We start from the raw sequence: 14,349 nt of genomic DNA on the forward strand, positions 1-14,349 counted from the left end.
AATAATTTATGAAAATGGGGATTTATTTCATTTTTACAATTATTACAGAATAATTGTATAGTATTTTATCAAATATTACTATTTTAATTTTGTATTATATTTTTTAAATATAATAAATTTTAAATATAAAGGATTATTTTTAAAAAATTTTTATATTTTAATAAGTGTTATCAACAATTTTTGTTTTTTAAAAATGTTTGTTTAAGAATATATTTTTATAGTTAAAAATACGAAGATATGATTTTACTTCAACTAATGTTTTCATTGTGATTTTATATTATAACAAATGTAATTTATGGATATGTGTGGTATTTTAGTTGTTTTTGATAACAAGATATTTAATAGTAATTGGGTTGCTGATAGCTATGATATTGCATGAATATGTGCTGTTAATTTATAGAATGTTAAGATTTGTTTTTTTAGAATGTATTTGTAGGTATTTAATTTATTTTTTGTTTATCAGTTGTATTAATTCTGATATAATATTATGCTTTAATAAGCGTTTATTTTTCGAATTTTTTAATGTTATTATTAGTAATAATTTAAGAATGATTAGATTATTATTTTTATAGATTTTGTTTAGGAAGTATGTTGTATGAAGATATATTTTACTTAAAAGTATAATATTTTTGCATAAATTAAGGAGGTAGTTTGATATCCAAGGTGTTTATTTTATTAAGTGATTGATTTTAAATATTATGTAGTGTTTGTGTAATGGCATTATTTTGAGTGCATTTAGAGAGAATAAAAATTTAACTATTTTATCATAAAATATTTATGCAATAGTTATAATACATAAAAATTATTTTTTTTTGTAAGTTGGGTGAAAAATTTTTAGTTTTTGTTTTTGGTTTTAATATTTATGATGTTAATAATTTTAACTATATATTTAAAATTTGTTAACTTTAGTGTGGATTAGTTTTTTATTATGTTATTAATTGAAAGTATATTTAATTTTTATTAGTGAAATCAAACATTTTCTAATTTTATTTTATTTTGATTATCAAAATAATGGGTTAAGTTAAACTACGGAAGGTGTTATTATGAAAAAATTAAAAATTACGCTTGCTTGGCAAATTTTTTTTGCTTTAATTTTAGGGGTGATTGCGGGTGCAATCTTACATAATCAAGGTGATATGAGGGATTGGATAATTACTACCTTTCTTTCTCCTGCAGGGGAAGTTTTTATCAGGATGATTAAAATGATTGTTATTCCAATAGTTATGGCTACATTAGTTACTGGTATTGCTGGTATTGGTGATATTAAAAAATTAGGTAGTATTGGATTAAAAACTATTGTATATTTTGAGGTAATTACTACACTTGCTATTGTTCTTGGTGTTGCGTTTGCTAATTTATTTAATCCTGGTAAAGGCATCGATATGTCTGTTTTGGCAACAGCAGATATTTCTATGTATGAGCAGACAACTGCAGAGTTACAATCTGGTGCTTATAATTTGATTAATACCTTTTTGTCGTTGATTCCATCAAATATAATTGAATCCATGTCAAAAGGGGATATATTACCTGTAATTTTCTTTTCTATAATTTTTGGTCTTAGTTTAGCGATCATTCCAGAAAATAATAAGCAGCCATTATTACAAGTTTTTAACTCAATGGCTGAAACTATGTTTAAAGTTACTCATATGGTTATGCGTTATGCTCCAGTTGGAGTTTTTGCTTTAATCTCAGTAACGGTTGCTACTTTTGGGTTTAGTTCATTGGTGCCTTTAACAAAATTGGTATTATTGGTATATTGTGCTATTGTTTTTTTTGCATTAGTTGTTTTAGGTATTGTGGCTCGTATATGTGGGTTTAGAATATGGACATTAATTTATATCTTAAAAGAAGAATTGATATTATCTTTTTCCACTGCTAGCTCAGAAAGTGTATTACCGCGAATTATTGAAAAAATGGAAGCTTATGGCGCTCCAGCTATTATTACTGGATTTGTAGTACCTACAGGATATTCTTTTAATTTAGACGGATCTACTTTATATCAAAGTATTGCAGCTATTTTTATTGCTCAATTATATGGCATAGAATTATCTTTGACTCAAGAAATTATACTAGTATTAACTTTAATGGTTACTTCAAAAGGTATAGCTGGAGTTCCAGGTGTGTCTTTTGTAGTTTTGCTTGCTACATTAGGTAGTGTAGGTATTCCTTTAGAAGGTTTGGCTTTTATTGCGGGTGTTGATCGTGTTCTTGATATGGCCCGTACTGCTTTGAATGTAGTAGGTAATGCTTTAGCTGTTCTAGTGATAGCTAAATGGGAAAAACAGTATGACAATGTACAGGCTTTATCATATGAAGCAGAGATGTTGGCAAAATAAACAAACATAATTTAGTTAGTGTTTTTTTTGTATTTAAAAGTTTTGTAAGTTTTATATTAAAACATAAAAATCGATGTGATGTTTATAGTTATGTTGTTTGAAACTATAATAGATTGTAATGATAATTAATGGTTGTTAGTGAATAGAAAATTTTAAATTTTCAAAAAAAGTTATTTATGTTCTGATTGCGATTGCGTCTATTTCAATTTTTGCATTTTGTGGCAAGCGAGATACTTCGATGCAAGAACGAGCGGGGAAAGAGGCATTGTGTGTGTTAAAAAAGGATTCGTAAATTTCATTTATAATATTCAAATCATTCATATCAGTTATGAATAAAGTTGTTTTAACAATGTTGCTAATTCCTAGGTTAGTTGTTTTTAGAATATTTTTTATTTTTTTTAATGATTGTTTCGTTTGGTGTTGGATGGAATCATCAATGTTGTTATTATGAGAAATGGAACCAATTTGCCCTGAAATAAAAATTAGAAAACCTGTATCAATTGCTGGAGAATAGGGTCCTGTTGTTTTTACATTTTTAATTATATTAATAATTTTTATCATAACATGATCTTTAATATTTTTAATGTATCGTTTTATTAATTGTGTAATAATAATTATTGTTAAAATGATGCTGTGTTTATTTTGTTATAAGTAAATGATGTGTATTAATTAGTTTAATTAATTTAAATCTGGTATTAAAGTTGCTACTATTAATGCTTTTACAGTATGTAGTCTATTTTCTGCTTGATCGAATACCACACTATGTGAGGATTCAAAAATGTCGTTTGTTACTTCTAGTCCATCAATTAAATTAAATTGTTGAGCTATTTTTTTTCCTATGGTAGTTTGATCATCGTGAAATGCTGGCAGACAATGTAAAAATTTTACATTTGGATTGCCAGTTTGATATAACATGGATCTGTTAATTTGATATTTACGTAATAAAGAAATACGTTTTTCCCATACTTTTTCATTTTCTCCCATAGAAACCCATACATCAGTATATAAGAAATCAACATCTTTGACTCCAATCGATATATCTTCAGTAAGGGTTATATTTCCGTTATTAATTTTCGCCATTTTTTTGCATATATTAAATAAATTTTGTACGGGCCAGTAAGCATTAGGTGCTACAAGACGTAAATCTATACCAGTTAATGCGGCAGCTTCTAATAAAGAATTACCTATGTTATTACGCGCATCACCAAGATATGCTAATTTCATTTGATTAAAATTTTTATTGGGTTGTTGTTCTCGCATAGTCATTAGGTCAGCAAGCAATTGAGTTGGATGAAATTCGGCAGTTAATCCATTCCATACGGGAACACCTGCATTTTGTGCGAAAGTTTTGACAATTTTTTGATTGTAACCTCGATATTGAATACCATCATACATACGTCCTAAAATTTTAGCTGTATCTTTAATAGATTCTTTATGTCCGATTTGACTGATACTTGGATTTAAGCAAGTTACATGCGCCCCTTGATCGAATGCAGCAACTTCAAAAGCACATCGAGTACGAGTTGAGTTGTTTTCAAAAATAAGCACTATATTTTTATTTATTAGATATTGCGTTTCTTGTTTTTTATATTTTTGTTTTTTTAAGTTAAAGGCCAATGTTATCAATTGATTAATTTCATCAAATGAATAGTCCATTAATCTTATAAAAGATTTTTGATATAAACAATTCATATAATGTTGTCCATAATTACACGAAATTTTTTAATTTATTTTTATAATTTAAGTTTTTTATGAAATTATATTAGATATTTTAAGTTTGTATATCAATTATAAAAGACTGCATATATTTTTATTTTATTCAGTTTATAAATTTTATGAATTTAAGTAAAAATTACACTAGTGATTTTTTAAGGATATTAAATTAGTAATTATTTGTAAATTGTTTTAATTAATAATTTTTGTTTTAGAGTAAGAACAGTTGTTATTATGATTGCATTATTAGTTTTTGTTGTTTTAATATTTTTATTTTTTTATTTTGATATGTTTTTAATTTTTCTTGTTCTTTTGAAATTATATTTTTTGGAGCATGAGTAATATAAGATTGGTTATTTAATTTATGTACTGAAATAATTATTTTTTTTTCTAGATTTGTTAGTTCTTTGCTTAGTTTGGTTAGTTCGTTTTGTTTATCTAGTGTGTTTATAGGTAGAAAAATTTCTATATCTTTTTGGATAAAAGATAAAGATGGTGGGACTTTTTCTTGTTTTGATAATATAGTAACATTGTTTAGTTTTGTTATATTTTTAATTATAAATAAATTATCTGTTATTTTTTTTTCTGTTGTTAATGATTCACAACGTAATAAAATGGATATTGCTTGGTTGGTTGATGTACGCATGTTACTTTTTATTGTTCTTATTGCTGTAATTATTTTTTTTATCCATTCTACATCGTGAAATGCTTGAGGATCAATTGTATAATTATTAGGATTGGGGAATGGTTGAGTCATAATACTTTCGTGATTGGAGAGTCCAACTATTGTTTTAATTTTTTGCCATATTGCTTCTGTAATAAATGGAATCATTGGATGTGCTAAACGAAGTAATGATTCTAGTATAATTATTAAAGTGTAACGGGTGCTACATAGTTCAAGTACGGAATGTTCTTTTTTGTTTATTATTGTTTTGGCGAATTCTAAGTACCAATTGCAGAATTGATGCCAAATAAATGCATGTAATGTATTGGCAGCAAGATCAAAACGATATTGGTTTAATTGTTTTTGAAATAATTTTATTGTTTGGTGGAATTTAGTAAATATCCATTTATCTACTAAGGAAAAGATTTTTATATTATCATTAAATATTCCACATTCATGATTTTCTGTATTTGCAATTATGAAGAGACTTGCGTTCCAAATTTTATTACAGAAGTTTCGGTAACCTTCTAAACGTTGTGTATCCCAAATGATATCTCGTCCGCTTGAAGATAATGAAAGCATCGTAAAACGTAGTGCATCAGTTCCATATGATTTAATTCCATTAGGGAATTGTTTTTTTGTTGCTTTTTTAATTTTTTCACTAAGTTTTGGTTGCAATAAATGTTTTATGCGTTTTTTAATTAAATCATTTATAGAAATACCATCTATTATATCTACAGGATCTATAGTATTTCCTTTTGATTTTGACATTTTTTTTCCTTGTTCGTCACGTACTAATCCAGTAATAAAAATAGTTTTAAATGGTATTTGTGGTTTTCCGTTATTGTCCTGCAGAATATGCATTGTTAACATGATCATTCGTGCTATCCAAAAAAAAATGATATCAAAACCACTAATTATAATGTCAGTAGGATGGCATGTACGTAGCACAAGATTATCATTGGGCCATCCTAATGCAGCAAATGTCCATATACTAGAGGAAAACCATGTATCTAAAACACTGCTTTCTTTATTCAGTATTATTTTTTTACTAAGTTGATTTTTATTTCTAATTTCTTCTTCATTATGTCCTACATATATTTTACCATGATTATCATACCAAACAGGAATAGGATGTCCCCACCATATTTGTCGGGATATGCACCAATCTTGAATGTTATGCATCCAATGAAAATACATTTTTTCATATTTTTTGGATACGAAATGTATATCACCATTTACTACAGCTTGAATGGCTTGTTTTGCTAAAGGTTTTGTACTGAGATACCATTGATTTGTTAACATGGGTTCAAGTATTATTCCGCTGCGTGCTCCGTAAGGTATGGTTAATATGTGTTCTTGTGTTTTTTGTAATAATTTTAGTCTATCAAGTTCTTTTATAATTTCTTTGCGTGCAATGTTTTTTTCTAAGTTTTGAAAAGATGTAGGTATATATCGATATGAAATATTTTTAGTATTTTGAAAATTTTTTATTATTTTAGCCTTATTGCAGATATGTCCATCATATGTGAAAATGTTGATTAATGGTAATTTATGATTTTTAGCTATTGTGTAATCATTAAAATCGTGTGCAGGGGTGATTTTAACGCACCCCGTGCCTTGTTGTAAATCAATTTTTTTGTCGGCAATGATTGGAATGCGATGATTTATTATTGGTAATATTACAAATTTTCCTATTAAGTTGTTGTAACGATGATCCATAGGATTGATTGCTATAGCTACATCACCAAATATCGTTTCTGGACGGGTAGTTGCTACAACTAAATAATTTGATTTATTTATAGTTTGAATTCCATCGGCTAAAGTGTAACGTAAGTACCACATACAACCTTTTACTTGTTTATTTTCCACTTCTAAGTCAGATATTACTGTTTGTAATTTATTATCCCAATTGACCAATCTTTTATCTCGATATATTAAATTTTTTTGGTATAATCTGATAAATACTTCTTGTACTGCATGGGACATATGGTCATCCATAGTAAATCTTTCTCGCGTCCAATCTACTGAGATTCCCAAACGACGCATTTGATTATTAATAATGTTTGTTGATGTTTTTTTCCATTCCCATATTTTTTTTATGAATTTTTCTTTGTTATATTCGTGACGATTCTTACCTTCTTCTAAAAGAATTTTGCGTTCCATTATTATTTCTGTAGCAATTCCCGCATGATCAATACCAGTTTGCCATAAAGTATTTTTTCCTAGCATACGTTGATAACGAACTAATGTGTCCATGATACTGTATTGGAAAGCATGTCCTAGATGTAAAGTACCTGTCATGTTTGGTGGGGGCATCATTATGCAGAAATTATTTTTTTGTGCAGTGCTGCTATCAAATGTAAAAAGATTTTTTTTTTCCCATAAATTATAAAAAAATTGTTCTATGTGCTTTGGGTTATATGTTGAATTTACTGTAGAGTTATTTTTTTTCATATGTTTTGACCGTAATCAATGTTGCACCAATTTTCTTATATTCTTTATACCGCTGACGTGCCCATTGTTTTGAAAGTTCATCATTTGGAACTAATTCTATCACATTATTAAAATTATGAGAAAATTTTATATTTTGGGTAATTAAAGTAATTAATAGAACATTTTGTGTCTTAATTTTGTGATATTGAGAACTAATTAGTATCGGTATGTTTTTTTCTATTTTTTTATTTTTAATCAAATCATGCGGTATAAAAGAGTTAATTTCATATTCCCATAGTGCTGTATTTATGTTAATAGCTTGATTGTTGTTGTTGCATATTATGAGTATACGGTTGCCTTCTCGCCATTTTATTATTGCTATTTTACAAGCAAATGTTTCTGTAGGTGTTAGCTTGTTATGTGTGATATTTTTATTTAATATATAAAAAGTTACAGTTTGCATATTTAGAAATATTAAGTTTATATATTATTTTACTAAAATTTTTTATTAAATTTTTGTAAATCATTTACTCATTTAATTGTTTATTTGAATTTACTCTATTAAGTAAAAATTGAGATAATAACGCTACTGGCCTACCTGTAGCATTTTTATTTGGTTCAGATGTCCAGGCAGTTCCAGCGATATCTAAGTGTGCCCAGTGATATTTTTTTGTAAATTTTGAAAGAAAACATCCCGCTGTTATTGTTCCGGCTGCTTTACCACCAACATTTTTCATATCAGCAAGATTGGATTTTAATTGTTCTTGAAATTCCTCTACTAATGGTAGTTGCCATATATAATCTCCTGATTGTCTTGATGCTAATATAAGTTCGTTGGCTAAAGGTTGATAATTAGACATTAAGGCGCTATAATGATGGCCTAATGCAATGATACATGCTCCTGTTAGAGTAGCTATATCAATAACAATTTCAGGATCAAATTTTTCTATATAAGTTAAAGTGTCGCACAATATTAAACGACCTTCGGCATCTGTATTTAATACTTCTATAGTTTGTCCAGATAAAGAAGATAAAATGTCACCAGGTCGTAATGATTTATTACTTATCATATTTTCACATCCAGCAATCACACCTATTATGTTTAATGGTAATTTGAGATTAATTGCCATGTGCATTACACCGTATGTGGCAGCAGCTCCGCACATGTCGAATTTCATTTCGTCTAATTTATCGGATGTTTTTATAGAAAGTCCTCCAGAGTCAAAGGTTACTCCTTTTCCTATTAAAATAATGGGTTTTGTGTTTTTATTTGGATGTCCTTGATATTTTATTATCGACATTATTGTTTTATTGCTTGAACCTTGTCCTACCGCTACATAAGAATTCATACCTAATTTTTTCATTTGTTGCTCATTAATAATTGAGATATTTGTTTTATCATTATTATTTGATAGTTGTTGAAGTTTATTTGCTAAATAGTTAGCGTTACAAATATTTGGAGGCATATTAGCTAGGTTTTTGGTGTTATTTATGCTGTTTGCTATTGCAAGTCCATGTTGGATTGCTTTTTGCCCGTCTTGTATTGATTGTTCATTTGTTATAGGAAATATAATGTTATCAATTTTGCAATGTTTTTTTTTATTTTTTGTTTTGAATTGTTCAAAAGTGTATAATATTTCACAAATTATTTCTACGCTTTGTTTTATTTTCCAATACTGATTACGACTTATTACGTTTATTTCGTTTAAATAGTAAATTGATTTGGTAAAAATAGTATTAATTAACGCATTAGTTAATTTATGGATTATTTTTTTGTATTTTTTATCAGTTATTTCTGTGTCTTTTCCACATCCAATTAACAGGATATGTTTGGATGGAAAATTAGGAATGTTATACAGAAATAAAGTTTCTCCTATTTTACCGGTAAAATTGCTTGCATGTAAGTTATATTTAATATATCCCTCGCTTAAATCGTTAATTTTGTTTCCAGAATATGATAATTGTTGTTTTTCAAATACACCTATTACAACAAAGGCATTATGTTCTTTTGTTAAATCAATTTTTTTCATGTTAAATTTCATATTAGTCTCTAGGATTTAGTTATTAAAATGTTGTTTAATAATTCGTAAATTTCTTGTTAAGATGTGTAGTTTTGGTTTTATTCTTTATGTTCTTTATTGTCATGATATGGGTTGCTTAATATTTTAAATACTGTGTAAAATATGTGTATCATATGATTATGAAGATGTGTTTGGGATTAATAACGTGTGATTATTACAAAATATTTGGTACAAATGGTATTTAGAAATCAGTTAATTATATTATTTATTTTATTTGCAGTTTTTTTTTGCCAAAAGTTAATACAAGTCTTAAGTGTATCTGTAGATAGCAATATTCCAGTATGTTATGCGTTGTTTTTTGTTTTATTTAGTTTATTGGAGATATTAAAATTAATTTTGCCTTTTAGTTTATTTTTGGGATTATTAATAACTTTAAAATATTTATGTGTTAGTAATGAAATTACTGCGATGTATGCTTGTGGTTTAGGAAATAATTATATATTTCGTGCGGCATGCATGCTTAGTATGTTTACTGCTGTTTGTGTAATTATTAATGTTTTTTGGATTTCTCCATTATCTTCATGTTATTGTAGTCAGTTATTGACCAATATGAAATATTATTTTCACACTTCAAATGTTATGGGGGGTAGGTTTTATTTTTTTAATGATGATCGTTTGATGTTTTTTACTCATCAAATGGATAAAAACCAATGCAAAAATATTTTTATATTTCAACTTAAACCTGACACTTATGAAGTTTTATCTTTAGTAACTGCTAAAACAGGTTTGATTAATCAACAAATTGATAATACAAGATTATTTATTTTAAATCAAGGAATTTACTATAAGGGTTGTAGTAGTTGTGATAGGTTTCATTACAATATTTATGTTACTGATTTTAATACGCATCGAGTGTTGTTGCATTATGATAAAATATCCAACCAATATTTTAGTATTGAACAAATGAGTATGAGTAGTTTGTGGAATGCGAATATTATAAAAGCCAATGTAGAGTTACATTGGAGACTTACTTTAATAATATCGGTTTTTATTATGTCTATTATTAGTGTTTCTTTATCCGTTAATTGTCTACGACGAAGTTATTTTTTAGACATATTACCAGGAGTGTTATTATGCTTGTTTTTTTTCTTATTACAGATTTCATTACGTTTTTATGGTATTAGTAATAGTTGTGATTATATTAAGTTCTTAATGTGGTTGGTTAATATATTATATTGTGTTATAGGTTTGATCTTAAGTTTTAATAATTTTGTTTATATAAAGTTTCGGAGATGATTTTTTATTATGTCAGGGGTATAAAATTGGTTTTTTTCATTTTAGATCGTTATATTGGTAGGTTAATTTTAAGTTTTACGGGTATTGCATTATTTGTATTGATATCATTGTCTAGTTTAGTAAAGTTTATTGATGAATTACGTAAGTTAGGGCAAAATGATAGTTCATTGTTGTGTTCTTTGATTTATGTTTTTTTGAATATTCCCAAGGAAATAGAAGTTTTTTTTCCTATGAGTGTATTATTAGGTACGTTAATAGGGTTGGGTTTGCTTTCAAATCGTAATGAATTGGTTATTATGGAATTAGTTGGGTTTGGTCATTTGCAAATAGTTGGAGCAATAGTTAAAATTGCTATATTAATGATATTGTTGATGATTATTATTAGTGAATGTGTATCATCGATTACTGAACGTTTTATCGGTGATGTTTGCATTAATAAAATGTGTAATAATAATATTAGTTACAATATTAAAAATAATTTATGGATGAAAGATGGTAATGATTTTGTTTTTGTAAAACAAGTAATTAATAGAAATAAATTATTTGGTGTTGATATTTATCATTTTGATGATGAAATAAGGTTAAAAATAATACGACACGTAAAGTATGCAATTTTTGATGGTGTTTTTTGGAAATTGTTTGATATTAGTGAATTAGATTTTGGTGATATTCATTGTTTAGTGAATAGGTATATTTCAAGTGTTACCTGGAAAACTACTTTAACACCGGATGTGTTGTTACTAATGAATAGAAAAATTAGTTCTTGTCCTATTTTTTTATTATTTAATTATATAAAATATCTTGATCAAAGTCATCAATTTTCTGGATATTATAAATTTTATTTGTGGAGTAAAATTTTTTTACCTTTATCATCATTGATAATGATGTTTATTGGTGTGTTTTGTATTTTATGTGTATTTCATGGTATAAAAACGGAGATAAGAATACTGTTGGGTATAGGATTTGGTTTTTTATTTTATGTTTTATGTAAGGTATGTGGTATATTGAGTATAAATTTTGACATTCCACCGGTTGTTGGTGTAATGTTGCCTAACATGATGTTTGTGATTATTGGTGTATTTTTGTTATATAAATATCATTGATAGAATTTATTCCTGACCTCATAGTTTATCTATGTTGATTGATTTAGTGTTTTTGTTGGCTATTATGATAATTATCGTATATTTATTTGTTGAATATACGTGGCTATTAAAAATCACGGTTTATGTTTTTTGAAAATGAGTAAATTGTTAATTTAAATTATTTTAAGATTATACTAATAATTATACAGTTGTATTGTTTTTAGTGTTTTTTAAGTATTTTAAAGTACAAAAAAGTTATTAAGCGATTGTTTTATAATTTTTATTTAATGATCATTAACGAAAAATATTTAGTATTTGAATGTGTTTATAATTTTTATTGCGGTTATTCTTTTAATTCTATTTATTGACATTTTGGGTATATATTTGTTTAATTCTATATATTATGCATTAATTTTGGTTGATGTTATAATCTGTGTAATAAAAAAATATTTTTAGCATTTATTATGGTTGTTAAAATTGTTTTTATTTTTTTTTTAAGAATCCTTTAGTATGTAATCAGTTTTGGTGTTGTGCAAAACTATCATATTAATGTTTTTTTACAGATATTAAGAATAAGTTTTGTTAATGTATCTATGCTAATTTTTAAATATATTTAGGTTATAAAATATAGTTGTATAATTTGTCTAATTTTTTTAATTAAAACTTGTATGCATTATTTTTTTCAAGTATATTTAGTTCAGTGTTGTCTGTTTATGAAAATTTGACTAACAAGATTTTATTGTGATATTAATTCATGTTTGAATTTGCCGAAGTGGCGAAATTGGTAAACGCAATTGACTCAAAATCAATCACCGATAGGTATTTGCCGGTTCGAGTCCGGCCTTCGGTAGTTGTTTTATTTTAGTATTATACGATATTTGAATGTATTAATTATTTGATGTGATTGTTTGATTGTAAAATCTGTGCACGGTCTTAATTGTATAGGTGGTGTTAGTTGTTTTAGTTTTGTGTTATATGTATTATGTAAATTTTCTGGTGTATGTTTTATGATTAATATAATGTGTTTTTTATAGTAGTGTAATGTGATAACATTACACTACTATACCCTACTGGTAAAATCATCATGTTATTTTCGTTAAAACCACGACGTTTATCTTTAGGTATAAGATTATTTATTATTTCAAGTATAACACGTTTAGTATTAGTGTTAGTAATATTGTTTTTTTTATGGTTTATTATTTTGTGGTATTCAACTTTATTATGATGAAGTTAAATGATGTTCTAATTGGTTATTATGGTTGTGCAATAGGATCTCTTTTTCATGGTCGCTTTAAATATGGGAGTATGACAGCTGTAGTTGGGAATAATGGTTCAGGGAAGACAACCTTATTAAAAACTCTTGCTGGTATATTATCACCTATTTCTGGAACAATAACATTTGGCTTTCAAGGACAACCTCGTATAGGTTATTTAGCTCAGTCAGTAAAGATTGATCATCAATTTCCAATTACAGTTTTTGATGTTGTTGCCATGGGTTGTTTCCCGGTTATAGGATTATTGAAAGAAACTGATTATTTTGAGCAAAAAATTATTTGGAAATCATTAGCTGCAGTGGAGTTGACCAAAATATATCATAAAAATATTTCTTCCTTATCAACTGGTGAATTTCAGCGTATGTTATTTGCTAGATTATTAGTACAACGAGCGCCATTAATTTTATTAGATGAACCATTTAATAATATTGATTTACAGACATCTAATTTAATTATGTCAGCTGTTAATAATTTACATCATCAAGGATGCACTATTATTGCAGTATTACATGATAATCGTTTAATACTAGAAAATTTTCCTAATGTATTGTTATTGGATAATATTTGTAATGTGTGGGGCACTTCTTTCAAAGTGTTGAGTATGAAAAAGTATTAATTTTTTAGTATTATTTTATATAATTAAAATATCAATTATATGTTGGTTAGTATTTTAGGTAAATAAAAAATTTATGATGTTATTTCATTTATTGTTTGATCCTTTTATGCATCATGGGTTTATGTGTAGGGCTATGATTGCTTGTTGTGCTTTGTCAATTAGTACTACACTAATAGGTAGTTTTTTGTTTTTACGTCGTATGAGTTTAATGGGTGATGCATTATCTCATGCTATTTTGCCGGGAGTAGTTGTTGGATATTTTTTGGATAATACATCAATGATGATTATGGGTTTTGGTGGAATAATTTCAGGCATATTGGTTGTAATTGTTTCTGTATGGATCTCTTCACAAACTTTATTGGAAGAAGATGCTAGTTTTTCTGGATTTTATTTAGGATCTTTATCTTTAGGTGTTTTATTGATGTCATTAAGTGATTCTAAAATTGATTTGTTACATATATTATTTGGATCTATCATGTTAATAGATATTGCTTGTCTTAATTATATAGGTGTTGTAGTAAGTATAACTTTGATAATTTTTGCTGTATTCTATCGTGCATTTGTAATTGAAGCTTTTGATTCAGATTTTTTAACGAATGTAACTAATTCTTGGTATTCTAGATTTATTCAAATATTTTTTTTAAGTCTTGTAGTACTTAATTTGGTAGCTAGTTTTCAATTGATTGGGACTTTGATGTCCATAGGGTTAATGATATTACCTGTTTTAATAGCTCGATGTTGGACTACTAATTTATTGAAGATGTTATTATTTTCAATATTGGTTTCTCTTTTTTGTTCATGGAGTGGATTAATTTGTTCATTTTATCTTTCTTTACCTGCCGGCCCAATTATTATATTATTAGCTAATATAATGTTTTTTATATCCGTGCTATTGAGGAAATATAATTAGT

Annotated in this window: 11 protein-coding genes and 1 tRNA gene; 7 read left to right on the top strand and 5 right to left on the bottom strand. The window is 26.7% G+C overall.

What is annotated here, in order from left to right:
* Positions 1-1,043: 1,043 nt before the first annotated feature.
* Complete coding sequence (gene gltP / locus BOBLI757_RS00150; RefSeq protein ID WP_046304488.1) at positions 1,044-2,336, top strand: glutamate/aspartate:proton symporter GltP; 1,293 nt, start codon at positions 1,044-1,046, stop codon at positions 2,334-2,336.
* A gap of 174 nt (positions 2,337-2,510) precedes the next feature.
* Here gltP and BOBLI757_RS00155 read toward each other — a convergent pair whose 3' ends face one another.
* From BOBLI757_RS00155 to BOBLI757_RS00175, 5 genes are all read right to left on the bottom strand, one after another.
* Positions 2,511-2,897: a Rid family detoxifying hydrolase gene (locus BOBLI757_RS00155; RefSeq protein ID WP_046304490.1), complete on the bottom strand. Its 387-nt coding sequence runs from the start codon at positions 2,895-2,897 to the stop codon at positions 2,511-2,513.
* Positions 2,898-3,014: 117 nt separating this feature from the next.
* Complete coding sequence (argF, locus tag BOBLI757_RS00160) at positions 3,015-4,028, bottom strand: ornithine carbamoyltransferase (RefSeq protein ID WP_046304492.1); 1,014 nt, start codon at positions 4,026-4,028, stop codon at positions 3,015-3,017.
* A 253-nt stretch (positions 4,029-4,281) separates the two neighbouring features.
* Positions 4,282-7,170 (bottom strand): valine--tRNA ligase, encoded by a 2,889-nt coding sequence (locus BOBLI757_RS00165; protein ID WP_046304493.1) that lies wholly within the window; start codon positions 7,168-7,170, stop codon positions 4,282-4,284.
* On the bottom strand, positions 7,157-7,612 hold the full coding sequence (locus BOBLI757_RS00170) for a DNA polymerase III subunit chi (RefSeq protein WP_046304495.1): 456 nt from the start codon (positions 7,610-7,612) through the stop codon (positions 7,157-7,159). Before BOBLI757_RS00170 ends, BOBLI757_RS00165 begins: the two co-directional genes overlap by 14 nt.
* Before the next feature lie 64 nt (positions 7,613-7,676).
* Positions 7,677-9,191 carry a leucyl aminopeptidase gene (locus BOBLI757_RS00175; protein ID WP_046304497.1) on the bottom strand — a complete coding sequence of 505 codons (1,515 nt, stop codon included), beginning with the start codon at positions 9,189-9,191 and terminating at the stop codon, positions 7,677-7,679.
* A gap of 186 nt (positions 9,192-9,377) precedes the next feature.
* Here BOBLI757_RS00175 and BOBLI757_RS00180 point away from each other — a divergent pair, with 186 nt between their 5' ends.
* The 6 genes from BOBLI757_RS00180 to BOBLI757_RS00200 all read left to right on the top strand — a co-directional run bounded on the left by BOBLI757_RS00180 (position 9,378) and on the right by BOBLI757_RS00200 (position 14,348).
* Positions 9,378-10,466 carry an LptF/LptG family permease gene (locus tag BOBLI757_RS00180; RefSeq protein WP_046304499.1) on the top strand — a complete coding sequence of 363 codons (1,089 nt, stop codon included), beginning with the start codon at positions 9,378-9,380 and terminating at the stop codon, positions 10,464-10,466.
* The gene (gene lptG / locus BOBLI757_RS00185; protein ID WP_046304501.1) at positions 10,463-11,569 is read left to right on the top strand and encodes an LPS export ABC transporter permease LptG; all 1,107 of its coding nucleotides are present in this window, start codon (positions 10,463-10,465) and stop codon (positions 11,567-11,569) included. The genes BOBLI757_RS00180 and lptG overlap by 4 nt, the downstream gene beginning before the upstream one ends.
* A gap of 745 nt (positions 11,570-12,314) precedes the next feature.
* Positions 12,315-12,398, top strand: a tRNA-Leu gene (locus tag BOBLI757_RS00190).
* Between the two features lie 234 nt (positions 12,399-12,632).
* Positions 12,633-12,773 (top strand): hypothetical protein, encoded by a 141-nt coding sequence (locus BOBLI757_RS03305; protein ID WP_158332960.1) that lies wholly within the window; start codon positions 12,633-12,635, stop codon positions 12,771-12,773.
* A complete protein-coding gene (locus BOBLI757_RS00195; protein WP_046304503.1) occupies positions 12,770-13,438 on the top strand; it encodes a metal ABC transporter ATP-binding protein in 669 nt (222 codons plus the stop codon). The genes BOBLI757_RS03305 and BOBLI757_RS00195 overlap by 4 nt, the downstream gene beginning before the upstream one ends.
* A 73-nt stretch (positions 13,439-13,511) precedes the next feature.
* Positions 13,512-14,348, top strand: a complete 837-nt coding sequence (locus BOBLI757_RS00200) for a metal ABC transporter permease (RefSeq protein WP_320408687.1) — start codon at positions 13,512-13,514, stop codon at positions 14,346-14,348.
* Position 14,349 lies beyond the last annotated feature (1 nt).

Origin of the sequence: Blochmannia endosymbiont of Camponotus (Colobopsis) obliquus (genome assembly GCF_000973545.1) — a bacterium.
GTDB lineage: Bacteria > Pseudomonadota > Gammaproteobacteria > Enterobacterales > Enterobacteriaceae > Blochmanniella.

Bases quoted from the DNA above. Each gene is read 5' to 3' on its own strand.
- gltP (WP_046304488.1), top strand. From the start codon at position 1,044: ATGAAAAAATTAAAAATTACGCTTGCTTGGCAAATTTTTTTTGCTTTA.
- BOBLI757_RS00155 (WP_046304490.1), bottom strand. From the start codon at position 2,897: ATGATAAAAATTATTAATATAATTAAAAATGTAAAAACAACAGGACCC.
- argF (WP_046304492.1), bottom strand. From the start codon at position 4,028: ATGAATTGTTTATATCAAAAATCTTTTATAAGATTAATGGACTATTCA.
- BOBLI757_RS00165 (WP_046304493.1), bottom strand. From the start codon at position 7,170: ATGAAAAAAAATAACTCTACAGTAAATTCAACATATAACCCAAAGCAC.
- BOBLI757_RS00170 (WP_046304495.1), bottom strand. From the start codon at position 7,612: ATGCAAACTGTAACTTTTTATATATTAAATAAAAATATCACACATAAC.
- BOBLI757_RS00175 (WP_046304497.1), bottom strand. From the start codon at position 9,191: ATGAAATTTAACATGAAAAAAATTGATTTAACAAAAGAACATAATGCC.
- lptG (WP_046304501.1), top strand. From the start codon at position 10,463: ATGATTTTTTATTATGTCAGGGGTATAAAATTGGTTTTTTTCATTTTA.
- BOBLI757_RS03305 (WP_158332960.1), top strand. From the start codon at position 12,633: ATGTTATTTTCGTTAAAACCACGACGTTTATCTTTAGGTATAAGATTA.
- BOBLI757_RS00195 (WP_046304503.1), top strand. From the start codon at position 12,770: ATGATGAAGTTAAATGATGTTCTAATTGGTTATTATGGTTGTGCAATA.
- BOBLI757_RS00200 (WP_320408687.1), top strand. From the start codon at position 13,512: ATGATGTTATTTCATTTATTGTTTGATCCTTTTATGCATCATGGGTTT.